Origin of the sequence: Aquimarina rhodophyticola, assembly GCF_042434915.1 — a bacterium.
In the GTDB taxonomy this organism is placed as follows: domain Bacteria; phylum Bacteroidota; class Bacteroidia; order Flavobacteriales; family Flavobacteriaceae; genus Aquimarina.
Genome location: NZ_CP170198.1, coordinates 3,466,943 through 3,492,766 on the forward strand (window position 1 = coordinate 3,466,943; position 25,824 = coordinate 3,492,766).

18 protein-coding genes and 1 tRNA gene are annotated in these 25,824 nt (G+C 34.0%); 14 read left to right on the forward strand and 5 right to left on the reverse strand.

Features of this window, described 5'->3' with window-relative positions; translation table 11 throughout:
* Window positions 1–24: 24 nt before the first annotated feature.
* The 6 genes from ACE939_RS15075 (at window position 25) to ACE939_RS15100 (ending at window position 6,267) form a co-directional block, all read left to right on the forward strand.
* Window positions 25–207, forward strand: coding sequence for a CPXCG motif-containing cysteine-rich protein (locus ACE939_RS15075; protein ID WP_378186483.1), 183 nt, complete (start codon window positions 25–27; stop codon window positions 205–207).
* Window positions 208–396: 189 nt separating this feature from the next.
* Window positions 397–469 (forward strand) — tRNA-Met (locus ACE939_RS15080).
* A gap of 1,022 nt (window positions 470–1,491) precedes the next feature.
* Window positions 1,492–2,238 carry a DUF547 domain-containing protein gene (locus ACE939_RS15085; protein ID WP_378186485.1) on the forward strand — a complete coding sequence of 249 codons (747 nt, stop codon included), beginning with the start codon at window positions 1,492–1,494 and terminating at the stop codon, window positions 2,236–2,238.
* Window positions 2,239–2,421: 183 nt separating this feature from the next.
* On the forward strand, window positions 2,422–3,327 hold the full coding sequence (locus ACE939_RS15090) for a hypothetical protein (RefSeq protein ID WP_378186487.1): 906 nt from the start codon (window positions 2,422–2,424) through the stop codon (window positions 3,325–3,327).
* Window positions 3,328–3,354: 27 nt separating this feature from the next.
* Window positions 3,355–4,773, forward strand: a complete 1,419-nt coding sequence (locus ACE939_RS15095; protein WP_378186488.1) for a cytochrome-c peroxidase — start codon at window positions 3,355–3,357, stop codon at window positions 4,771–4,773.
* 105 nt (window positions 4,774–4,878) lie between these two features.
* Window positions 4,879–6,267 (forward strand): cytochrome-c peroxidase, encoded by a 1,389-nt coding sequence (locus ACE939_RS15100; RefSeq protein ID WP_378186489.1) that lies wholly within the window; start codon window positions 4,879–4,881, stop codon window positions 6,265–6,267.
* 279 nt (window positions 6,268–6,546) lie between these two features.
* Here the strand turns inward: ACE939_RS15100 and ACE939_RS15105 are convergent, their stop codons facing one another.
* From ACE939_RS15105 to ACE939_RS15120, 4 genes are all read right to left on the reverse strand, one after another.
* Window positions 6,547–8,829, reverse strand: a complete 2,283-nt coding sequence (locus tag ACE939_RS15105) for an N-acetylmuramoyl-L-alanine amidase (RefSeq protein WP_378186491.1) — start codon at window positions 8,827–8,829, stop codon at window positions 6,547–6,549.
* A 277-nt stretch (window positions 8,830–9,106) separates the two neighbouring features.
* Entirely contained in the window at window positions 9,107–9,853 is a 747-nt protein-coding gene (locus tag ACE939_RS15110) for a LytR/AlgR family response regulator transcription factor (RefSeq protein ID WP_378186493.1), read from the reverse strand.
* A 2-nt stretch (window positions 9,854–9,855) separates the two neighbouring features.
* Window positions 9,856–12,921 (reverse strand): two-component regulator propeller domain-containing protein, encoded by a 3,066-nt coding sequence (locus ACE939_RS15115; RefSeq protein ID WP_378186496.1) that lies wholly within the window; start codon window positions 12,919–12,921, stop codon window positions 9,856–9,858.
* Between the two features lie 188 nt (window positions 12,922–13,109).
* Window positions 13,110–13,676, reverse strand: a complete 567-nt coding sequence (locus tag ACE939_RS15120; RefSeq protein WP_378186498.1) for a hypothetical protein — start codon at window positions 13,674–13,676, stop codon at window positions 13,110–13,112.
* A 320-nt stretch (window positions 13,677–13,996) separates the two neighbouring features.
* Here ACE939_RS15120 and ACE939_RS15125 point away from each other — a divergent pair, with 320 nt between their 5' ends.
* From ACE939_RS15125 to ACE939_RS15160, 8 genes are all read left to right on the forward strand, one after another.
* Window positions 13,997–15,523, forward strand: coding sequence for a pyridoxal phosphate-dependent decarboxylase family protein (locus ACE939_RS15125; RefSeq protein WP_378186499.1), 1,527 nt, complete (start codon window positions 13,997–13,999; stop codon window positions 15,521–15,523).
* Window positions 15,524–15,600: 77 nt separating this feature from the next.
* Window positions 15,601–16,935, forward strand: a complete 1,335-nt coding sequence (locus ACE939_RS15130; protein ID WP_378186501.1) for a lysine N(6)-hydroxylase/L-ornithine N(5)-oxygenase family protein — start codon at window positions 15,601–15,603, stop codon at window positions 16,933–16,935.
* A 4-nt stretch (window positions 16,936–16,939) separates the two neighbouring features.
* Window positions 16,940–18,130: an MFS transporter gene (locus ACE939_RS15135; protein ID WP_378186503.1), complete on the forward strand. Its 1,191-nt coding sequence runs from the start codon at window positions 16,940–16,942 to the stop codon at window positions 18,128–18,130.
* 7 nt (window positions 18,131–18,137) lie between these two features.
* A complete protein-coding gene (locus ACE939_RS15140; protein WP_378186505.1) occupies window positions 18,138–20,585 on the forward strand; it encodes a GNAT family N-acetyltransferase in 2,448 nt (815 codons plus the stop codon).
* Between the two features lie 10 nt (window positions 20,586–20,595).
* Entirely contained in the window at window positions 20,596–21,204 is a 609-nt protein-coding gene (locus ACE939_RS15145) for a GNAT family N-acetyltransferase (protein WP_378186507.1), read from the forward strand.
* Window positions 21,204–23,036, forward strand: coding sequence for an IucA/IucC family protein (locus tag ACE939_RS15150; protein ID WP_378186510.1), 1,833 nt, complete (start codon window positions 21,204–21,206; stop codon window positions 23,034–23,036). Before ACE939_RS15145 ends, ACE939_RS15150 begins: the two co-directional genes overlap by 1 nt.
* A 6-nt stretch (window positions 23,037–23,042) precedes the next feature.
* Complete coding sequence (locus ACE939_RS15155; RefSeq protein WP_378186512.1) at window positions 23,043–23,519, forward strand: nitroreductase; 477 nt, start codon at window positions 23,043–23,045, stop codon at window positions 23,517–23,519.
* 134 nt (window positions 23,520–23,653) lie between these two features.
* Window positions 23,654–24,718, forward strand: a complete 1,065-nt coding sequence (locus ACE939_RS15160) for a heparan-alpha-glucosaminide N-acetyltransferase domain-containing protein (RefSeq protein WP_378186514.1) — start codon at window positions 23,654–23,656, stop codon at window positions 24,716–24,718.
* Window positions 24,719–24,754: 36 nt separating this feature from the next.
* On the opposite strand, the gene ACE939_RS15165 is transcribed toward ACE939_RS15160, so the two are convergent.
* The gene (locus tag ACE939_RS15165) at window positions 24,755–25,762 is read right to left on the reverse strand and encodes a helix-turn-helix domain-containing protein (protein ID WP_378186516.1); all 1,008 of its coding nucleotides are present in this window, start codon (window positions 25,760–25,762) and stop codon (window positions 24,755–24,757) included.
* Window positions 25,763–25,824: the final 62 nt, after the last annotated feature.

Sequence of the window (25,824 nt, forward strand, 5' to 3'; positions counted from 1 at the left end):
TAGAATTTCATTAATTAGAAAAAGATGTACGAACACTATTTTCAATGTCCGTATTGCTGGGAAAACATATCTATGTTATTGGATCCTTCAATATCCAAGCAGATATATATCGAGGATTGCGAAATATGCTGTAATCCTATAGAGATACACTCCGATTTTGAACAAAATGAGCTATCAACTTTTACTGCTAATAGTATTGGTCAGTAGATAAGTTAATGAATATCAGAGTCCTTAATTTTTTTAAAATTTTTATGAGAAAAGAGTTGGATATAACTTAAAAAGGGTTGTATATTTGCCGTCCACAACAAGCAGATTATAATGCTTGATTAAAGGTTTTAGCGAGGTTATTCCTCGAACGTCGGAAGACATTAAATTTTAAAATCATGTGGAATATATCGCGGGATAGAGCAGTAGGTAGCTCGTCGGGCTCATAACCCGAAGGTCACTGGTTCGAGTCCAGTTCCCGCTACTAGATAAAAAGGCTTCACATTTTTGTGGAGCCTTTTTTTATGTTCAGAGTACAATGTTTGAAGTTGATTGTGGATCAATCCCATTTGTTGTCTTTATTCAAATATTCTGGATAGTCCAAGATTACATTTTTTAAGCGTCTTAATTATATTCTAAATGCATCTATTTCGACAGCTAATGGTTCTATCTAGATATTATTGATTGGATATATGCTCTTTAAATGATGCTTCTGTTGCCAAAGTATAAAGTTTATATATTATGAGAAATATTGCGATTGTAAAGATGTATTCCTACATTATCATCTCTTCAAATATTAATGGCACATAGGTTTATTCATTTAATCATTGTAGACAGTTATTAATTAGATTTAATTTAAAAAATAGATAATTTTAGATATCTAAAAAATTGCGAACCAGTTGAAGGAAATGATAGCTCACAATTGATTCTAATCCAACATATTCAGCTGTTTTTTACATGTATTTTTTCTTATTTATCTATCAAAATGATTCATTTACTATAGAAAATTAGGGGGCGAAATGTTAAAATTTTCAATTTTCACTCTTTTTTTTTGTAGGGTTTAACATTTAGATAAAGATTCGCGAATTTTTAATGAAAATTATACAGTACAGACTTTAAAATTATCTGAATACGACAACAAAATATCATAGTAAAAAAATGTTTGTTGTATGCTTTTTCAGATCGTTGATATCATCTGTTAGCCTGCATTATTTCTTGATAAATTGAGGTTGACATTTTTTTAAAACCCTCAATATGAGCTGTTTTAAAAATCTATTTTTTGAATCTATAAAACTTCTTCATTTGTTTTATAAATTTTTGTGATTTTTTAAAAGTGATTTTTTAAGATTTATGGTTAACCCATATAACAACTCCAAAGAAGCCATAATTTTTTGTAGGAATTGTACTTCTTAGTATTTTAAGATATCAACCATAGTGAGTCGTACGACCTTTTTTTTGTAATTTAGCTTATCCAATTATTGAATATTAACCTCAATTAGATGTAAGATGAATTCTTTTAAAACCCTAATGTTTCTTTTAACACTTTTCTTATTTAAACCTTGTTTTTCTCAGGAAATTGTAGATCACAGTGCTTGGGATCAGATGTTAATTCTGAACGTGACTAAAAATGGTTTGGTAGATTATGAAGGTGTGACTAATGATGTAGTTGTTTTTTACACGTATTTCAGATATCTTCAAAGTGTTTCTCCCAAAGATTTCTGGTCAAAAGAAGAAAAACTTGCCTATTGGATTAATGTGTATAATGCAACTGCAATGAAAATGATCATTGATGAATATCCAATCTCTTCAATAAATGATATCGAGAATCCATGGAAAAAAAAGGTTTTCAAGTCTGAAGGCGTTCGATACAGTTTGGATCAAATAGAGCATGATATCTTAAGACAATATAATGATCCGCGAATTCATTTCTTACTTAATTGCGGTTCTATGTCTTCTCCTAGATTATGGGATAGAGCCTACACCGCAGAAAATATTAATGAAGCTCTTCAAGAGCGTACCAGAGAGTTTATAAATGATCCTCAAAGAAATCAGATAACCGCAAATTCTGCTAGATTATCAGAAATTTTTAAATGGTATGAAGAAGATTTTACTGGTTATAATATCGATGTTATCGATTTTATAAATCGATATACACAGGTTAAAATATTGCCTAATGCAAAAGTAAAATACGTAACCTACGATTGGAACCTAAATAAAAAAATCAAGGATACTCAGATAACCACGAGTAATTAGAAGATTATTTTCTACGAGTCAAAGTAAACGTATTCGTTGAACGTATAAACGATTTATGCGTAATAAGAACTATACGTTCAACGAAACGCTACTTTGAATACAAGGATATTTTTTAATGTAATTGATATTCTTTCAGTCAATTATAAAGCTTATACTAAATAAAACTTTTCAAACTTAAACCATATGATTAACATTACACACTTTTTAAAAGTTATAGGATTACTATGCGTATTTTTTTGCTCAACTATATCTGCACAAACTGTGGTGAATGGATTTTTTCCAGCCAAAAATGATTTCACTTTTGCTAGTTCATATTCTTATAAGAGCTATGACAATTTTTTTAGAGGTGATGTTCAAACAATTGCAAACCCAGCCAACATGGGAGAAATAAGTTCAGACATAGTTAGTATTTATGCCGAGTATGGAGTTATGGACTGGTTATCTGCAACCATGACGTTACCCTATATCTCTACAAAAAATAGCACAGGAGCTTTGGATCCAGTATCGCAAACTGATGAAGTGAGTGGGATTCAAGATCTTAGTTTATTTTTAAAAGGAAAAGTAATAAGTAAAAGTTTTTCAAATTCATCTAAAATTGAACTGGGGGGTATTGCAGGAGCTTCTGTACCCGTTGGTGGATACGAAGAGGCAGGTATTTTATCTATAGGTAATGGAGCACTCGCCATCGATGGAGGAGCAGTTATTCAACTTACCTCACCTTCAAATCTTTTTGTAGAGCTACAAGCTTTGTATAGCTATCGAAATAATGCAGACTTTGAAGTACCCAATGCAGCACTTTTTAGTGCCAAGTTAGGGTATTATACGCGGTGGTTTTATGCACATGTAAAAATAGGCGTTCAAAATTCTTTGGATGGTTTAGATATTGGAACACCAGAATTTGCAGCAGCAGGTGGAGCAGCAGCATTGCCAGAAACCGAAGTGGATTATACTAATTTCAATTTTGATCTCTATGTACCGGTTTACAAGCAGAATTTTGGTATTTCAGCAGGATACAATGCTAATATGACGGGTAGAAATTATGATAGAACTTCTGGTTATTCGGTAGGATTAGTTTATAAAACCAATTAATTGTAATCAACTTACAACTTTAATTATATGAAAAAGTTATTTTTTTTAGTTGCTATTTCATGCTTTTTTTCATGTGAAAAAGATCAGTATATCGAACTAAATTCAGAAAATAATCAGGATCTGTTTAAAGGATATACAGCTAATCTAGATGCTACCGAGTTAGATCTTATTTTACAAGAAAGATTGATGGAGGTATCTGGAGGTGTTGGATTGTCTTTCTTTACTTTACCAGCAAGTGATGATTATGCTAATATTCCTCAAGATCCGCTGAATCCTATTACAGCCGAAAAAGTAAAACTAGGAAAACTTCTTTTTCATGAGAATGCCACAGGAGGTAATCCCAAGCTGGCAACAAACTTATATACCTATTCGTGTGCTTCTTGTCATCATGCGGCTGCAGGATTTGGCGCAGGAATTAGACAAGGAATTGGAGAAGGTGGTGTAGGTTTTGGTATCAATGGGGAGGGCAGAATATTAGATGCATCGATTTCTACAGATTTTGTTGATGTACAACCGATTCGAACTCCAACCATTTTAAACGCTGCATACCAACGAGTAATGTTATGGAATGGACAATTTGGTGCTACAGGACCAAATGCAGGAACCGAAGCAAATTGGGGAGGCATTCCCGAAAATTTTCAAGGTTTTGAAGGAGTCGAAGTACAAGCTCTTAAAGGACAGGATGTTCATGGATTACTAATTAATGAAGATTTTGCAAGCGAATTTAATTATAAGGGTTTATTTAATAAAGCATTTCCAGACATACCTAAAGAAGAGCGTTACACGAGAGAAACAGGTGGACTAGCTATAGCAGCGTATGAGCGTACAGTTTTAGCAAATAAATCCCCATGGCAAAAATGGCTTACTGGTAAAAGCAATGCTCTCACAAATGAAGAAAAAAGAGGTGCTAGAGTGTTTTTTGGAAAGGGAAAATGCTATGAGTGCCATACAGGACCAGCATTAAATGACGAAAATTTTTACGCCTTAGGTATGTATGATCTATTTAATTCTCCTGGTGATCCAGTAGTTAATAAAGATTCTTTAAGTTTTAAGCGTAATGTGCGCTTAGGAAGAAAAGGATTTAATAATTTAGGTAGAGATCGATTCAAATTTAAAACTCCTACGTTGTATAATTTGGTAGATAATGGCTTTTATGGTCACGGTGGATCGTTTACTTCTATTAGGGATATCGTAGAATATAAATTAAACGGTGCCCCTCAAAAAAATGGATCTAATGGGCAAGCACCCGTACCAACTCATTTATTAGCCGAAACTTTTAAAACGGTACAGAATCTTACAGATACCCAAATCGATAACTTAGTGTTATTCATCGAAAACGGACTACGTGACCCTAAATTAAATCGTTACGTGCCAAATACGGTGAGATCTGGGATCTGTTTTCCAAATAGTGATATACAATCCCAAGAAGATTTAGGATGTATTTAAGTTCTTTAAATTTTGAGGCTAAAGTATCCAAAACATATCACTGTTTTTATAGAATGTAGTTATTTAAGAGGATTGCTTCAATCCACGAAATTAAATTGTAATATAATGAAAAATGTTTTTTATCTAGCGTTAGCTACCTTCTTTTTATCTTGTCAACAGGATGATTATTTATCTATAGAACCAGAAACTACATATTATCCAGAAATGTCCTTAGTGGCACCATCAGGTGCAACGGGTATAGATAAACAAATTTTAGACAGTTTGGAATATATCTCAAATGGGGTGGGAGCATCTTTTTTTATGTTACCAGAAAGTAATCAGTTTAATGCGATACCTCAAGATCCTTTAAATCCAATTACAGCTGAAAAAGTGGAACTGGGGAAATTATTATTTCATGAAACGGCCACAGGAGGAAGTCCAAAATTAGCTACCAATCTGTTTACCTACTCATGTGCATCTTGTCATCATGCGGCTGCTGGATTTAGCGCAGGTATCAGGCAAGGAATTGGCGAAGTTGGAGTTGGGTTTGGTGCTACTGGCGAAAGCAGAATGTTTGATGTAAATGTCCCAGTATCGCAAGCCGATATACAGCCCATTAGGTCTCCAACGGTTTTAAATGTAGCGTACCAAGATGTAATGTTATGGAACGGGCAATTTGGAGGAACGGGAACAAATGCAGGAACAGAATCAAGCTGGACTAATATCCCAGAAAATTTTTTAGGTTTAGAAGGAGTAGAGGTACAGGCCATCAAAGGGCAAGGGGTTCATAGATTAAAAATTGATGAAGAATTTGCAGAGAATTTTGGATATAAAACACTTTTTGATAATGCTTTTCCAGAGGTTCCAGTTGCAGAAAGATACTCTACACTAAATGGTGCGCTAGCCATGGCTGCCTACGAACGAACCCTGTTAACTAATCAATCCCCATGGCAGAAGTGGCTTAGAGGAGAGTATAGTATGCTAAATACTAATGAGAAAAAAGGAGCAAAAGTATTTTTTGGAAAGGGAAAATGTTTTGAATGCCATACAGGACCTGCTTTAAATGACAAAAACTTTTATGCATTTGGAATGGGAGATTTTGGTGACTCTAATACAGGTATAGTTTTGGATCAAGGAGGTTTTGGAGATGTGGAAAAAGGTCGTGGAGGGTTTACCAAAGTAGCTAATGATGAGTATAAGTTTAAGACTCCAACTCTTTATAACTTAATCGATAATGGTTTTTATGGGCATGGCGGTACATTTACATCTATTAGAGATGTAATAGAATATAAGATTAATGGTGTGCCACAAAAATCTGGAATTCCTAGAGAGAATTTGGCCCCGCAATTTGGAGATATAAAATTAAATAAAACTGAAATAGATAATCTAGTATTGTTTATCGAGAACAGTTTAAACGACCCGAATCTGTCAAGATATACACCAATTATCGTTAATTCTGGAAACTGTTTTCCTAATGGCGATGAGCAATCACAAGCAGATTTAGGGTGTATTTAAGGTGTAAAAATGTGTATAACTAAAATTAGATATTAATGCATATATAGTTTATAGTAACCACCATCAATTTTTTGAGTCTGTACCATTTTAGCAATATGATAATCTATAAATTATTTTTTATCTGAGCTTATTATATAAGGGATCTTCATAACATAACAAATAATAAGTAACTAAAAATTGTATCTGAATCAAAAACTAAAAAATCCACAATTATGTGGATTTTTTTAGTTGTACAATACAATGCACGTTATAATCAAGTAACATAAAAGTATATATTTTTTATCTTTTCAAAAGTTTTATGGTTTCTGTATGCGATCCTGTTATCAATTTTAAAACATATATACCTGGTGTTAATTGATTAGTTGCCGATGAAATATCAAGTGAGCTTTGTCCTTTGACACTATAGCTACTAGGCATTTTTGAAACTATATTACCAAAAACATCATATATAGAGATAGTCACAACACCATGTTCTGGTTGTACCCAAGTAAGCGATGCGTTATCGATAATCTCATTGGGATAAACGGTTATTTTGTTTTGATCGTTTCTAGTTGAGTTTTTAGAAAGTGCAGACGCTATTGTGATATCTAAGTCAGCAGGGAGAGACCAATTACCAACAGCATCTCTTACCATACTGCGAACCTTTCCATTTGCAGTTCTTAGATCATTAGTAGCATCAAGATTGCCTACGGTAATTAAAGTATTACCGGATGTTCTATATTTATATACCCTAAGATTATCAAACTCCATAGCAGTTTGGTTTGTTCGTAGTGAAATAGCAGCACCAGTTACGATAGGACTGCTATCGACCCAATTGAGTAAAAGTTGATTGTTTTTCCAGATTTGAATTACTCCATAAGCAGGACTGTAGGTAACACGATAGGTGGCCCAGTTCTTGTCTAGTGATACATCTGCAATAGCACGTGAGTACAGGATATTGTTTACAGTTTCATAAATTCGAATTTTATTATCTTCTCCACTAAACCAAAGTAAATAAGAATTACCACGTTGGGTAAGTAATGGATCTGAAGCCATGATATGTAGTCCAAATTTGCGTGGCCCAGTGGTCGAAACTATTTTTGCATCAAACTCATAAAGATACGGCAGTCCAGAATCCTGAACTAGGAAGGAACTCCAAAGCGTATTATCAGAGAGAATATTACTCTGTTTTAAGTTACCTGAGCTTACAGTCCAGTTACCCGCACCTATATCGTAGACACCAAAATCTTGATTAAAATTTTCATTTAAAAAGCCAATACGTCGATTAGCCAGATAACTAGTTCCATATTTTTCTTGAACTTGGTAATATTTCCTAGTCACCTCGATATTATCATTGTCAAGATAATTTACAGTAAAATCTCCTGTTTGCCAGGTTCCTCCAATTGCCGAGATAGTTGTCGTAGGAGGTGTAGTATCACCGTTACAGCCAGAGGACATTAGCAAGTTTACTCCAGTTCTTACGTTGGCTATAGATTCATAACCACCATCTCCAGGGCATACAGTACAACCGGCATCACGGTGTCCTGCGATATGCGTTAACGAGCTATTTACCGAATAATGGTAGGATGCTCCTAGAGGATCAATAGTTTCTTTAGTTGCTTTCCAAGCTAATAAGTCTTTTAGTGCATTTTGTGTGGCGTTTGATGGAGTTACAGATGAATAATCCCCTAGCATACAAACCCCCATAGTATTACTGTTTTTACCACAAAAGTGGGCGCCAATTGCATTATCGCCACCAGCTCTACCTTCGTAGATCACACCATTGGGATCTACCAAAAAATTATACCCTATATCAGCCCATCCATTACCGTTAATATGATAATTTTGTATGGATCTAACTCTCGCAGCCCAATCGTTACTAGAATTGGAGCCAAACTCATGATGGATTATTAAGTGTGAGACAGTAGAGGTAGATCCTGCGTTTCTATAAATAGCCCCCCAATCATCTCTACTTACCACCGCTGGTTTTGAACAAGTAGTTCTTAATGCGTTTTTATTTGTATTCCGAATATTTTTTTGGATGTGTTTGGGGGTTTCTCCAGGGCTATAATTAAAAATTTTTACATTGGTTACCTGTACATCATCAGTAGCATCAGTAAATTTTATTCTATACTGTATTTGCTTGGTTTTTTTGTCTAAAAAGATTGGTTTAGAAGTAATGCGTTTACTGGTCTGTTCTTGATGACCATCAAACATAGCGGTATTCCAGTCAGACCAGGTTTTTCCGTTGTTAGAGGTTCTATAACTAAGAATACTTTTAGAATATTCTAAATATTTACCCGTCCAAACTGTATATGCAGAGATAAAAGGTTTGGGTTTTTTGATAGAAATTTGTACAGGTTTCAGAATAAGTTCAGCGTTTTCTTGAGTTGCTTTTTTAACAACAATACCATTTGCATTAACAGTCATTTTGTTTTTAATAAGAACGCCTTCTTCTTGGGATAAATCAATTGTAAGATTAGAAGATCCTTCTCCTTTAAAGTTGTTAATTTTGTCTTGAGCGAAGGTTGTAAACATAATAAGAAAACAACCTATCACCATAGGTAGGATATTTTTTTTCATAAAAAGATTGTGGAGTTTGTTAGTCAAACTAAAATCGGGAATTAAATCCTATTTTTCAACGTTTCATGCAGTAGAAATCGATTGGTTATTCTCAAAATTTATAAGGTATAACCATATATTCAAGATTAAGAACATCGTGCCCTCAAGGGTATTAGAACGATATAGGTTACCACTAGAGTATTTGCCTAGATATTTTTTAGGCTTACAAAGTGATATGACTAAAACTCTTGCTAGTACATAAAATAGTCCTGTTTATTAATTTTGCATATTGATACAATTAATGCATTGTATCTAGGATTTCAATAACTTCAGATTTTTTACGTACCGAAACGGGCACACGTTCTCCATTTTTAAGAAGTAAGTATCCTCCTTCAGTTTTAATATACGCACTAATGTATCGTAAGTTTAATAAATGACTTTGATGCACTCTCAAAAATTGATAGTTTTTGAGTAGTTCTGCAAAATGTTTTAAGGTTTTAGTTACAAAGACCTTTTGGCCATCTGCCAAATGAAATACCGTATTGTTACTATCAGATTCGCACCGCACAATATCATCGAGATTGACAATATTAATTTTATCTAAGGTATGCAGACTTATTTTATCAGGTTTTTGCTCTGGTGCCGATAAGGTATATTTTAAGATGTCTAATCGTTCTTTTGTAGGTTGTAATTGCTCTTTTGCTCTCGCTATTGCTTGACTCAATTCCTCATCAGAGTAAGGTTTTAATACATAATCAATAGCAGCAAATCGAAATGCTCTTATAGCAAATTCATCACTTGCGGTAACAAAAATAATTTTTGATTTTAAATTGGGGAAAATCTCTAAAATATCAAAGCCTGTACCATCACCTAACATTATATCCAAAAACAGAATATCTGGTTCTTTTTTGCGTAATGCTTTGGCAGCTTCTACTACACTTTGTGCAGTATCAATAATTTTTATGTCTGTATGATTGGTTTCAATGTCACTTTTTAAAAGTTGAAGTGCATCAAACATATCCTCTACTATAATGGCTGTAAGCATAATTAATAGTCTGTAGTTACTGGAATTTTGAAGGAAATTTCTGTTCCTCCAATACTGTTGTCTTCCAAAATTATTTCTTTGATTTTTAAAGCATCCTTACCAGTTATTGAGTCAAGTCGTTCTCGGGTAACGGTTAATGCCATAGATTGGTGATCTGTTTTGGCTTTGTTATTATTTGATTGGAATATACCTACTCCATTATCAATTATTGTACAATGTAAAAAATCACTCTTTATTTCGAATTTCAACTGAAGTTTTCCGTTTTGATTTCCTTTTAAAATACCATGTCTAATAGCATTTTCTACAAATGGTTGAATAAGCATCGGAGGAATCAGTACTTCTTCTGTATCAACATCATCATCTGTAATTATGATATATGAAAAAGGTTTGCTTGCCATTACTTGCTCCACCTCAATATAATTCTTTAAAGTCTTAATCTCTTGATCAAGTGTAATATAATCTTTTCTAGAATTATATAAAATCTCACGTAATAAAGTAGCAAAGCTATTAATAGTACTATTCATTTTACTTGGATTGCTGGTTCCCATTGCTTTTATACCATTAAGTACATTAAAAATAAAGTGAGGATTCATTTGCAATCGTAAAGCTTTATGTTCAAGCGTTAGTAAATGATTTTTTAATTGTAATTTTTCTTGTACAGCAAGATTTTTTTGTTTCAATTTTGATAAGTACCAAAAAGTCCATAGCGATAGTACTAAAATGGCAAGTAGTAACATCGTCCACATAAACCATGTTTTTTTATAAATCGGACTATCTATAAAGAATTGTAGTGAAATCGGTTCACTTTCTTTCCACCGGTAATTACGTGATTGCGCGGTAAAATTATGATCTCCATAGGCCAAACCAGCCAAATTTTGTTTATTTTCTTTTGTCCATGGGCTCCAAGAAGCATTGTCTAATCTAAATCTATACTGAATCTCGTTGGGGTGATCAATATCAATTGTTTGATAACTTAGCGTGAGTTGGGTCTGTGTAGGTTTTAGTTTTAGGGTATGAAGATTGTTTTGCCATCGTATCCAATTTATAGAATCAATACTTTTGTACGCAATTTCGACATCTTCAAAAAATAATTTTGGCGGACTAATCGACCTTGAAGTTTTACCTATTTGATATTTTGATAACCCATAAATAGCTCCAAACCATAAATTACCATTTTCGTCCTTATCAATAGCATTAAGACAGGTTTCTATACCCAAAAAGCCATCGTTTCTATCATAGTGATAAAGATCAACGATCGTGTGCGACTTGTTGAGAAGTAACTTATCAACACCACGCTCGGTACCGATCCAGAGGTTATCATCGTTATCAAAAATCATTTGATAGATATTATCCGAAAATGGATTTTTGGCACCTTTAAGTTTATTAAATTTCAATTCTTTGGTCGTTAAATCTGCATACCAAATCCCTCTGCCAGCTGTTCCTAGGTAGAGCGTATTGTTGTTAAATAGAAGGCTACTTATAGCTACTCGTTGAGGTAAAACACTGCCAAAATGTTTTATTTTGTTTCCTTTTATATATCCTAACTGCCCATTTTGGGTCGCATACCAAACGTTACCAGCGGCATCAGCTTTTAAATCTCGGATGAGTAAGTCATCAATACCATTACGGGTACTAAAAAACTTTAACCTACGCATACGTTTCCTTTTAAAATCATATGTAAACCGAAATATACCCGAAGAATAAGAGGCGACCCAAACCGTATCGTTACGCGTATAGATACTACGTATCCATTCTGAAGGTAGCCCAGAGTATTTGTTAAGTATGTGTGATGTATAGGTTTTTGTTGTTAGGGTGTCCGTAACAACAGGCTTTTTTTTGCTATTATCAATAAGGATACTATCTTTTAGGACCAACTCTTTTATTAAAATACCTTTACCATCTGTACCTGCCCAAATATTTCCAGAGGTATCGCTAGTAATTGTCTTTATTTTTGTAGAAATCAATTCGTCTTCTAGGTCAATGGGTGTTACCCCCAGAGAGTCAATTCGTACGAGTCCTGCTTCAGAATTTGAGGCCCAAATTTCATTATCTCTAGCATGAACCGCATAGACTCGATTTCCCTTCAGTCCATTTTGTTGGTTGTAATGAGTAAAATTATTGAAGTAGTACTTATAAAAGCCAGCCCCTGATGTAGCGATCCATATATTTCCGTCGCGATCATTGACGACTTTACGGGTGTGAGACACGGCGAGTCCATTACTTCGGTTGATATTTCCAACAATTTTATAATTATTAGGATTTACTTGATAAATACCATTATTATCTGAAGCCATCCACAATTCATTATTCTGTAAAGAAATTGAGTTGATACGCAAAGGTTTTTTAACAGAAAGTCCACGACGGTATTTTGATTTAAGATCAAAAACAAAGAAGCCAGAGTTAAATGCAGCAGCAAACATTTTATTTTTATATTGATGAAGCGCTGTAAAGTTTCTCGAAATTTTTCTTTTTAGAGTAGCGGATTTTTCGTCCATGGTTTTGGTTGTCCATAAGCCTTTGCTTGTTGCAATCCAATAGCGTTTACCATCATATAAAAGGTCATTGATTATACTAGTATTAATGCCTTTGTTCAAGTTAAGCTTTTGCATACCCAGCGTAGCATTATACGTATACATGCCTACATTGGTAGCTAAATAAATTTTTTCGTTGAAGCGGAATATTTTATTAACTCGCGGACCTTCGCTATTGATGAATGAATTTTTATATTTAATAGAAAGTCCTCGTTTGGTCCCGATAAACAAACTGTCGTTGTAAAACTCTAGAGAGTGTATGTAATTTGACAGTAATCCATCACCTTCATTCCAAGTAGTAAATTGCTCTCCATCAAATCTAGATAACCCACCACCTTGGGTACCTAGCCATAGATATCCGATTTCGTCTTGAGTTATATCATAGACCTGTGATTGTGGCAAACCATCTTCTAAGGTAAAAGCGCGTAATTGATATTTTTGAGCGGTTGCACCACCGCTTATTAGTAGCAATAGATAGAAAATAGCAGAGTTAATGCTACAAACAAATTTTAGGATTGGGGTAGTTCCTTTTGACATTGTAAAAAGTAGATTTGCAACCGAGTAGGTTCGGTTGCAATTACAAATATAAGGGAACTCCGATTACTAAAAAAGTGAGATAGTAATTGGAGACCCCTGAGTGTGATTTTTATTAGGCAAAATAAATCACAAAATATAACTTCTTGGTAGTGATGGATAAAGGTTTGGGGAACCCTTTATCCTATCACTTAATTAGAAGTTAGTGCATCATATGGTTTTAAGGTTAAAATATCATTTACTACAGCATAGCTCTCTTTTAAACTTACATATTGTATAGAAGAATCGTTGTTAAATCCAACCTTTGTTTTAAGAACGTTTCCTTCTATTCCAAAATCTTGGTTTGGAAAAATATAGCGATAATCACTGTTAGTTCCTTCACAATATACATTTTGCAATTTGGGGATTTCAACTATCGTAGCATCATCTTTAATCATATAATAAAAAGCATCTACATGTGCACAACATGCATAATATTCTACCTCAAGTTTTACTATTTCTCTTACGCCTTCTAGTCCTGGATTTTCTAAAGTGCTCACAAAAACTTCTTCATAAAGTTCGGTATCTGTTATAGTTAGAGGACTAACATCTTTTAAAGTACCGTTGATATCTGTCAAACTAAGAATGTAAGAAGGTGAACCATCAGGAGTATTCACTATAGCCTTGTTGATCTTATAATCTGTAGACGGCTTAAATTCTTGAGAGAATCCAAAGTGAAGAATAAATATGAAAGAAAATAAAAATATATGCTTTTTCATGACGTTAGGGTTTTGAGGGTTACTTGAAGCAAACATACAACGACAATAATGTTTTAAATGAAGCATTTTAGTATTCGCACTCATCTATCTAGTATTCGTTTAAACAAATTAGATGAGACTACTTTTAAAGATTTAATTTTTAATTTAATTTATTGTTTTTCAATAAGTAAATTAAGGTTTTAACTTAGGTTTTTAGCTGGTATTATATAATTTTAAATTTAATTTAAGTACCGTCATTTTTTATCCAGTTTGCGTCATTTTTCAATTATTATTCTAACCTATTTTTGCATTTCAATTTATTTAGATTAAATAAAAATAAAATGTTTTTAGAAACCCCTACCGTCACAGCACCCGATCTTGAGGTTGCTCATATTTTGGATAATGACTCTATAAATAGTTATAAAAACAGCTTAGATCGCACTTTACAGTATCTTATTTCGTTTTTGAAAAAAGATAATTTTTACAGCGGTATTTCCCCCAAAGAGCTTAAAGCAACCCAGCGTTCATATAAAGTAACGCCAGAAGAACCAATCTCTATCGAGCAAGCCTTGGACCAGCTTAAAGCATGTTACCTCGATCATACGATATCGTTTCATCATCTAGATTATTTAGCGCATCTTAACTGCCCCACAGTTATCCCGTCCTTATTAGGAGATTTAATTGCTTCAACTGTCAATACAGCAGTAGAAACATGGGATCAAAGTACATCAGCAACTTTTATTGAGCAAGAATTAATGCAATGGATTTGCAATGAAATGCGCTTACCTAAACTATCCGATGGTGTATTTACTAGCGGTGGTACACAATCAAATTTTATGGCCTTGTTGATGGCTAGAGACGATTATGCTTATAAACACTTTGGGTTAAATCTTAAACAAAATGGGTGGTCTGATGTGGTGAGTAAATTTAAAATCTTTTGTTCAGAGAAAGCACATTTTAGTATCAAGAAAAATGCAGCATTGTTGGGCTTGGGTTATGACTCTGTAATCCCGATCGCAACCGATGAAAAAATGAAAATGTCTACAGCCGCTTTAACTTTGGCTATTGATAAAGAAAAAAAAGCTGGTAATTTTCCTATTGCTGTAGTAGCTACTGCCGGAACTACGGATTTTGGAAGCTTTGACCCTTTAAATGCTATTGCAACAATTGCAAAAAAAGAGAATCTTTGGTTGCATGTAGATGGGGCTTATGGAGGTTGTTACATTCTAACAGAGTCTCATAAAACTGTATTTCAAGGAATAGAACAGGCAGATTCTATTACAATTGATTTTCATAAAACTCTTTTTCAGCCAGTTTGTTCTAGCGCATTTTTGGTTCGAGATAAAGAATATTTCAAATATGTATCTCATTTTGCAGATTATCTCAACCCCATAGATACAAGAGATTTTGATCGCCCCAATCTTATCGAAAAATCCATACAAACGACTAGACGATTTGATGCACTTAAACTTTGGTTTACTTTAAAGGTTGTAGGTACAAAGACCTTAGGAGGATATCTGGAACGGGTACATTTTCTAGCGAATGAGGTATACTCTGTATTGGATAAAGATACGTCCTTTGAGTGTATACATCAACCCGAATTGAGTACTGTAGTCTTTAGATATCTTGGACCTAATGCTGGCCATACTGTAGATTATGATCTTTTAAACTTACATATAAAAAAAGTGTTATTTGATAGTGGTAGAGCCTCTGTGGCAAGCACTAGAGTAGAGGGTAAAATTTATTTAAAATTTACTTTACTAAATCCTAAGAGTACGATCGAACATATTTGTGGCATTATCCGTCTCATAAAAGCTGAAGGTCAACTGTATCACGAGGATTATATAAAATCAAATAACCTATTATAACATAGGACATAGATACAAAGGGATGAAACCCATTTCATTGATATCAGACTATCTTTTTATTACAGAAATACAAAACAATGACACACAAAATACCAACCCTTGATTTTATAGCAGTAGGTGTGGGACCTTTTAATTTGGGATTAGCTTGTTTAACAGAACCAATTAAAGACCTCAATGGATTATTTTTGGATAAACGCAAAAGTTTTAATTGGCATCCAGGTATGTTAATGCAAGATACTACGCTTCAGATACCTTTTATGGCAGATTTGGTAACTATGGCAGATCCTACTAGTCCTTATAGTTTTTTAAATTATATTAAGGAACAAGGCAAAATGTACTCCTTTTATATTAAAGAAAACTTTTTACTCTTACGTAATGAGTATAACCAGTACTGCCAATGGGCTATTCAAAAATTATCCAATGTACTATTTAATACAGAGGTATTATACATTGAATATGATGCACAGAAAAAGTTATATTGTGTACATACAAAAGATACAACAAACGGCGTGATCGCTATACGCTATGCAAAAAAAATAGTGCTTGGAACGGGAACCGTTCCTTATATCCCGAAGAGTTGTGAAGGAGCGTTTCCAAATACTATTCATTCTTCTACATACCTTCAACATAAAGAGACGCTACAGCAAAAAAAATCTATAACTGTCGTTGGTAGCGGTCAAAGTGCTGCAGAGATCTTTTATGATCTTCTTCAAGATATAGACAGTAAAAAGTATAGTTTGAAGTGGATTACGCGTTCACCAAGATTTTTTCCTTTAGAATATAGCAAATTAACGCTTGAGATGACTTCACCAGAATATGTTGATTATTTTTATCAATTGCCTGAGGAGAAAAGAAATGAGCTTATTTCGAAACAAAAACATTTATATAAAGGAATTAATGAGAGCTTGATAGCTGACATATATGACCTTTTATATGCCAAAAAGCTTATTGCTACTGTTGATGTAGAATTACGTACGCATGCATCCTTAGAGAAATTGGGCTATAATTCTGATGATACTTGTTTAGACATAACATTGCACCATTTGGAGCAAGATGAAATGTTTCAAGTAACAACCGAAGGGCTTGTATTGGCAACAGGTTATCATTACCAAGCACCAAAATTTATTGAAGGGATTAGCGATAGGATAAAATGGGATAAACATCAACGATATGCAGTGCACCGCAATTATGCAATTGATTATGGTGGAGAAGAGATTTTTGTACAAAATGCAGAATTACATACTCATGGTTTTGTGACTCCTGATTTGGGTATGGCGTGTTATCGCAATTCTTCAATTATCAAAGAATTAACAGGAATAGAGCATTATCCAATAGAAAAGCGCATTGCTTTTCAACAGTTTGGCGTAACTGCAGAAGAAAAATTAGCATTTACAGACTCCTTAGTTAATTAACCCTATGCATTTAAAATTATATCTATTGGGCATGACCTTGGTCGCTGTTATCAGTGATTATTTGTTACATCCTTTTTATCCGCACTTTTTTGAAGCAAGATTTGGTGTTAAGGATCCACGGCAAGTAGGGTACTATTTTGCTGCAATTTGTTTTATGGTGATGATTGCTTTTCCTTGCTGGGCATATTTATCTAAGTATGTACATGAACTAAGAATACTTGTTATTACACAATGTATTGCGGGAATATTAGCACTTTGTTGTTTCTATACCGACAATTATTTCACCTTTTGGATAATATCGCTGACAATGATATTATTTAAAGGAAGCTACCTACTTGTTTACCCATTAATCTTAAAGCATACTTCAAAAACAGAACATACTAAGACGATTGGATTACTGTCAGTAATCGTGCATCTAGGAGGTATTGTTGGAGCACTAATGGGGGGACTCACAGTCGACTTGATTCATGCAAGTTACATTTTTATTATTATGGCCGCAGGGGATTTTGTGCAGATGGGAGTTAGTGCTGTATTATTAGCAAAATATAATAAGAAGCTCTTGGTTGAAAAAGATGCTTCTAACAATGAAGTGTCTTCGAGTACGTATGCCCGCAATAGTTTTATAATTAAAATAGGGTTGATAACCTTACTGTTGTATTTCAGTGATTTTTTAATTAGACCTTTTTTTGTTGCTTATTGGGAGCTTACAACCTCGTATGATAATACAATACTCTCAGGTTTTATGTACTCCATACCAGGTATAGTAGCATTCTTAATTTTAGTAGTAAGGTTTAAGGATGCAGATACCAAAGGATTTAATGGAATATTGACACCTCTTTTGTTGGGGGCTATTGGTTTGATATTGCAAGGGATACCGTCTCCTGTAAGTGTAGTTATTGGTCGTATTGTATATGGATATGCGCTTTTTTATAGTGTTGTCCGTTTTGACGTTTTACTATTTAAGCTAAGTGATGAGACCTCTTACGCTACCGATTACAGTAAGGTGCATTTTTTTCAAAACCTTGGAGTATTGATAGCATCTTTTACTGTAGGTATCCTTGTTGAGCAGCAGGGAGTTCAGCTTCCTTTCTTAGTAGCCTTCTTTGGATTTCTTATGACCCTAGGATTGTACATTGTTTTTTTTGGTTCACATCTTAAAAAAAAGAGAAACAGTCAAATAACAATTCAAAATTAGCTACTTGATGAGTGATAACATAGAAGATAAAATGACACCAGACAAAGCAGCCATTTGTTATAGTACCAACTTTCCAGATTTTGGGAGCGTTAGTATTAGACCATTTGATTTAAGTAAGGATGCCGATACGATTTATGAATGGGTAAATCAAGAATATGCCCTGTATTGGGGAATGATTGGATGCACCTTGCGCGAATTTAAAGAAGAGTATCATAAATTACTGAAAAGAAAACAATACCAAATATTTATAGGAATTTATAAGCATACAGCTGTATTTCTTTTAGAAAAATACCATCCGCAATATGATGTCATTGGTACTACATATGATGTGAAATCAACAGATTGTGGAATGCATGTACTTGTTGCACCTCCTAGAGTCAAAATACCTCATTTTACATGGTATTTATTTAATACGATTACCAATTTCATTTTTGAAGAATCTTCTGTAGACCGAATTTTGGTCGAGCCAGATATTCACAATAAAAAGATGTTTGCGTTATGTGAACGTATAGGTTTTGTACTAGATAAAGTAGTAGAACTTCCTCATAAAACAGCGCAATTAGCTTTTCTAGAAAAAGAAGTACATAGCAGAATCAAAAACAACCCTACTATCCAAAAAAGAACCACTATGAATACCATAAACAATGCTGTTACTCCGCAACAGTCTATAGCCCATATATCCTCAAAAAATTGGGAACAAGCAAATCGATTGCTAGTCAAAAAAGCCATAACAGAGTTTGCTCACGAACTTTTGATCAAGCCAGTAATTGTCAAGGATCTCAAAAGTGGTTGGAAGCACTATTTGCTTACAACAGATAAAGCTAGCGTTAGCTATGAATTTAAGGCTAAACCCTTGGCGTTACAACATCTTTGGATAGATGAAATGTCGATAACCAAAGTAAACACGGGTGAGCAAGCACCCTTGGATGCTGTATTATTTATTAAAGAGGTCAGAGAACAATTAGGAATTGCTAAAGAAAAGCTTCCTTTATATTTAGAAGAGATCATTAGTACCTTACATGGAAGTGTATTTAAAATGGAAAAAGGAAATCCTTCAGCCTTAGAATTAGTAGTATCTGATTTTCAAACTATTGAGCAATCCATGACCGAGGGACATCCAGGTTTTGTTGCTAATAATGGCCGTATCGGATTTGATAGTAGTGATTACCGTGCATACGCTCCAGAAACTGGAAATTCTTTTTCTTTACTATGGTTAGCAGGTCATAAGGACAAAACTGTCTATTCTGGAAGTCTAGAATTATCTTATGAAAAAGTAATTGAACAAGAGCTTGATACAGCTACCCGTGTACAGTTTGAAACTATACTAAAAGAAAAGGGTAAGAACCCAGAAGATTACTATTTTATACCCGTTCACCCTTGGCAGTGGTTTAACAAATTAGCAACTATTTTTTCTACAGAACTAGCTTCTAATAATTTGATTTGTCTTGGATATGGTGCAGATCAATATTTGGCGCAACAATCTATACGAACATTATTCAATCAAACACATTCAGATAAATTTTATACCAAAACCGCATTATCTATCTTAAATATGGGATTTATGCGAGGCTTACCGGTATATTATTTAGGAACTGCGCCCAAAATGGCAAGTTATCTAGAAAATCTATTGTACAAGGATTCATTTATAAAGGAAACAGGTTTTTGTATGCTAAGTGAAGTAGCATCTGTTAGTTATGTAAATCCATATTTTGAAGAATTTGGTCCGCACAATGACTATAATAAAATGCTTGCATCTCTATGGCGAGAAAGTCCAGTACCAAAGTTAACTAGTGGTGAGCGCGCTATGACGATGGCAGCATTTCTTCATATTGATGATAAAGGAGAGGCTTTTTTGCCACATCTCATTCAGGCCTCGGGGCGATCTATATCATCTTGGCTATCTGCATACTTTAAAGCCTATTTGAGTCCGCTATTACACTGTTTCTATCATTTTGATCTAGTTTTTATGCCCCATGGCGAAAACATCATTATGGTTCTTAATGAGAACCTACCTGCTCGTATTTTCATGAAAGATATTACCGAAGAAGCTGTAATTCTCAATCCAGATGTAGAACTTCCAGAACATCTGAAACGCATGTATGCTCCAGTACCCGAAGACGTTAAATTACTATCTATTTTCACAGATATCTTTGATGGGTTCTTTAGGTATATGGCGCAAATCTTAGAAGCTCATACTACGTATAGCGAAAATGACTTTTGGAAATTAGTAGCAGAAAATATTAAAGCGTATCAAGAACAGTTTCCTGAGTATAAAGAAAAATTTGAGCGTTATGATCTTTTTGCTCCCGATTTTAGTCTCTCGTGTCTTAACCGATTACAATTATCAAATCATAAGCAAATGATTGATCTAGATGATCCTGTTGCTTTACTACAATTCGCTGGACGATTAGAAAATCCGATAGCTCGTTTTAAACATGATTTAGTAGCTCAATAAATTCTTTACAATGATAAAATCAAACGCTACTGTTGGCATGACATCTTTTGAAAAAGAAATAGAGGGATTAGGCATTATAAGGTTACGTCCCTTTCAATTAAATAATGATTGTGAGATACTTCATAAATGGGTGACGCAACCTTATGCAAAATATTGGGAAATGCAGCATTTTTCACTTCAAGACGTTCAAAAAGCGTATGCAGATTTTGAGGCTAGAGATGGGTATGAAATGTATATGGGTACACTTAATGGAACCCCCATTTTTTTAATGGAAAGTTACGTTGTGGCAAAGGATTCTCTGTCCTCTTACTATAATTGTGAAAAAGGAGATATTGGAATGCATATTTTAGTGGCTCCAGTGAAGCAGCCTATATCGGGATTTACAACATCGATTTTTCTTACTGTAATGCAATTTCTCTTTTACTCCAAAAAAGCAATTAGAGTAGTTGTTGAGCCCGATATACGGAATGATAAAATTCATGTTTTAAACAAAAAAATGGGATTTAGTTATCATAAAGTCATCAAATTACCTAATAAAGAAGCTGGATTAGCATTTTGTACAGAATCAGACTTCAATAAAGCTTTTCAAGAAATATCATCACTTCAGCATAAACAATAATGACACTCAACTCAGCAATAGCATCTTCGCATGATGCAAATTTAATCACACATCTTGAGCCCACTGTTTGGCAACAAGCAAATCGACTTTTGATTAAGAAAGCTTTAAGTGAGTTTGCTCACGAATTGGTTTTGCTTCCAAAACTTACTGAAAAATTAGATACTTCTTATGACATATATGAAGTGATTGCCGATAATTCTACTTACCAGTATCGCTTTGAGGCAAAAAAGATGAGTTTAGATCACTGGGAGATAAAACCCAATTCAATACACAAATATCAGCAAGGTGTCGCCAAACCCTTGGATGCGTTACTCTTTATTACAGAGTTTAGAAAAACTCTAGGTATTCCAGAGCATCTTTTGGCCACCTATATGCAGGAAATTATTAGCACTCTTTATAGCGCAGCATTTAAAATTAAAAATGAAAATAGGACTGCAAAAGAATTGGTGTTTTCAAGTTTTCAAACTGTAGAGCATGCAATGTTCGAAGGACACCCTTGTTTTGTAGCTAATAATGGGCGTATTGGCTTTGCCAGCAGTGATTTTGGAGATTATGCTCCCGAAGCTAATAAAAATTTTAATATTGTATGGTTAGCGGGTCATAAAGACAGAGCAACGTATACTGCGGTTAAAGGATATGAGTACAATACGTTAATGCGTAAAGAATTAGGCGTTACCCAAATAGCTAGATTTAATAAAAAATTGGAAGCAATGGGATTAATCATGGAGTCCTATGTTTTTATTCCTGTGCACCCTTGGCAATGGGATCATAAAATCACATCCTTATTTGCGCCAGAGATAGCAAATCAAAATTTAGTATATCTTGGTAGAAGTGAAGATGAGTATAGCGCACAGCAATCTATACGTACCTTATATAATCAATCTAATCCTCACAAATTATACACTAAAACAGCCCTGTCAATTTTGAATATGGGATTTATGCGAGGACTCTCACCTTATTATATGCAAAGTACGCCTCCAATAACAACTTGGATATCCAAGCTGTTAGAACAGGATACATTTCTTACTAAAAAAGGTTTTACAATGTTGGAAGAGGTTGCTACAGTAGGTTATACAAATACTTATTTTGAAGTTTTGGGTAAGACGGATGCACACAATAAGATGCTATCTGCTTTGTGGAGAGAAACTCCTAATTCTAAAATAAAAGAAGGACAAAAAACGCTCACTATGGCTGCGTTTTTACATGTGGATAGTACTAACAATTCATTTCTAAAAGAATGTATACAAGCCTCTTCTTTACCCATTGAAACCTGGGTTCGTCAATACCTCGATGTATATTTCTCACCAATTTTACATTGCTTTTATGCTTACGAATTGGTCTTTATGCCTCACGGGGAAAACTTAATTATGGTAATGGAAAATCATGTACCCGTTAAGAGTTTGATGAAGGATATTACTGAAGAGGTAATCGTATTTAATCCTGATGCAAAGCTGCCAAAACCAGTCGATCGCCTATATACTGAAACCTCAGACACAATGAAGATTCTTACCATATTCACAGATGTTTTTGATTGCTTTTTTAGATTTATGTCGGCTATTTTAGAGACTCATACAAAGTTTCCGCAATATGAATTTTGGAAATTGGTAGCCCAAAATATTTATGCTTACCAAGATGAGCACCCAGAGTTCTCAGAAAAATTTGAGCGCTATGACCTCTTTACCCCCCAATTTGATCGCTGTTGCTTAAACCGATTGCAATTGGCAAATACGCAACAAATGCTCAATCTTGCCGATCCTATTGAGAGTTTGATACTAGAAGGTGTTCTAGAGAATCCAATTTTTCCTTTTAAAAAAAATAGCGGTACCAAATAAAAAAGAATGGATAAAAGTGAACACCCCACCAAAGCTACCTTGTTATCAAATATTATAAGAGAGCGAAGAACTGTATATGCAGATCAATTTATACATAAAACGATTGATCAAAGAATTATAGAATCAATTTTATCAGATGCTATTTGGGCACCCACTCATAAAATGACGCAACCTTGGCGATTTATTCAACTCACGGGTAAACATTCGTTAGCGATTGGCGATTTTCTGGCTCACTATTATAAAGAGAGACTGCCAATAGCACAATTTACCGAGGAGCGCTATCATGCCACAAAGAAGTATGCGGCGAATGCAGTGGTAATTGTAATAATTATGAAGCGTAGCCAAACCATAGAAATACCCGAGTGGGAAGAACTAGCTGCGGTCTCATGTGCAGTACAAAATATTTGGCTCTCTTGCACAGCTCACGGACTTGCAGGTTATTGGGATACATCACTGGCGACACATGCTTATGTGCAAAATTAGGGCTTGCTCCCAATGAAAAGTCTATGGGAATGTTTTATATGGGATATACAGATACTCTATCTAACGTAAGCGTAAGAAAACGTAAAGCTTTATCAAAGAAACTTACAAAACACAGTATTTAAAAAGAAAGTAATATGAATGATTTTTCAAATAGAGTACACACCATTGATTTTGCAAGAGGATTGAGCGTTTTCTTAATTGCAATAGTTCATACTTTATGGATGTATGGGGATCTTGCTACACAGTCTGATACTTGGTTAGGATATTGCATTCACACGATTGGAAAGGGAACACCTATATTTTTATTAGTTATGGGTTTCTCGTATACGTTATCTCGTAACCAATCGCTAAAGCTTTCTTGTAAGCGAGCACTAATATTGTTGGCGGCTGGCTATGGTATGAATTTTTTAAAGTTTCATGTTCCTATACTTTTAGGAATTATGCCAGAGAATTTTATTGCAGCTTATGGATGGACCACTCCATTATCATGGAAAAATTTACTGTACTTATTTGGTACGGGGGATATTTTACAACTGGCGGGTGTTTCATTACTTTTTATGGGGGTAATTAATTATTTTTCTGTAAATAAATGGATACCGCTATTTATTGCATTTTGTATACTCATAGCTACTCCTTATGTTCGAGGTCTTATGAGCGGAATAGATGGTTTGGATTATCTGCTTGCTATTTTGTGGAGTGATAAGTGGGATATTTATTTTGCAATCTTTCCTTGGTTTACTTTTATATTGGTTGGCATGTTTTTCGGTCGTTGGTATCATGAAAATCAAAGAAATCAAAAATTTATATTCTCGAGAATGCTATCTATAGGTTTAATAACCTTAATCATTGGATTGCTTATGTGTTTTTATGATTATAAGTATCATTTCGGAGATTACTTTCACTTAGGACAAGGAGGAGTAATTTATCTTACAGGGTTCAATTTAATCATATTATGGATTTCGTATCAAATTGTATCACGATCAGCTCATAACTCGATCTTTAGCTTTTTGTATTATTGTAGTGAACGTGTTACAAGCATTTACATCATACAATGGGTTGTAATATGTTGGGGAATGAGTGTTTTGGGGTATCAACAGTTTGGGGTTATCGGTATACTTATTTTGATTCCGATAGTACTAGTTATTACGCTAATGATTCAAAAATTAGTAGATCTTCTTAAAAATTCTGAAATCTTATAAACTACTATATGGATTATTTAATAGCGATAAAGTTTTTTAGGGTAATTTTGGTTTTCTAAATGTTTTTGGAGTTACGCCTTCTAACTTTTTAAACGCTGCCGAGAAGTGAGTAGAGTTTTTATAACCTACAGCTTCTGCAATCTCGTAAATAGGTTTTTTGCTGTGTAATAGCAAGTTCTTGGCAGTAGTAAGTCGTTGCTCCATAGCATACTCAAAAATTGTCATTCCAAATAGTTGTTTAAACTCCTTTTTCAATACAAAATCATTGATGCCAATAATTCGTGCCAATTCCTTTATGGAGTATTGTTTGGAAATGTCCTTACTTATTAGATGTTGAACTTTATATAGTTTTTTTACTAAATGGTCATGAGCTCCATTGAGCATAGGTACAGTAACATTGGTTTGATCTATTTGCAGTAACAAAAGTTCTAATACTTTTGATTCTAGAAATAATCTTTTTAAAAGACCTATACGATTATCTGACAGAATATCTGCTAGAATAGCTTGTGACTTGTTACAAATAGGTTTGATAAATTTTGAATCTTCGCTAGGTATCGCATATACATTGGACAAGTCATACTCTTGGTCAAGATTGTATTTTTTTATAAAGTCTGAACTCATCCTAATTTTGATTTCTTTAAGGGGGTTTTTTCCTAAATAGTTTACAGATCCTCTAAGTTTAGAAAGGTATAATAGGTAACATTCCTGATGCTCCAAAATGATAGCTTCGTTTCGCTTTTTTATCCCTATAATCTTGGTGCCGTCCATTAAAAAAGACATTTCGAGTACATTCAATAAAAGATCACCATTTATTTTAAAATCTTCATAAAGCACAATATCATACATGATAATTTCTACTCCAGAAAAAGCAAATGTTACTAGAGAACCTTTACCAACATTAGATTTAATTTGATACTGTAAAGTCTTTATACCGCAATGTTCAGTTTCGTCAACTAATTCGATAACTGTATGTAATCCTATCTGTTGAGTTTCATTAATTTCAACAACATTAGACGTGATGTTTTCCCGTCTTTTTTTATCCATAATACGTCGTTTTAATCACGAAAGAGCTATTATTTTTGCACAAAACTTATTTAGATCAAATA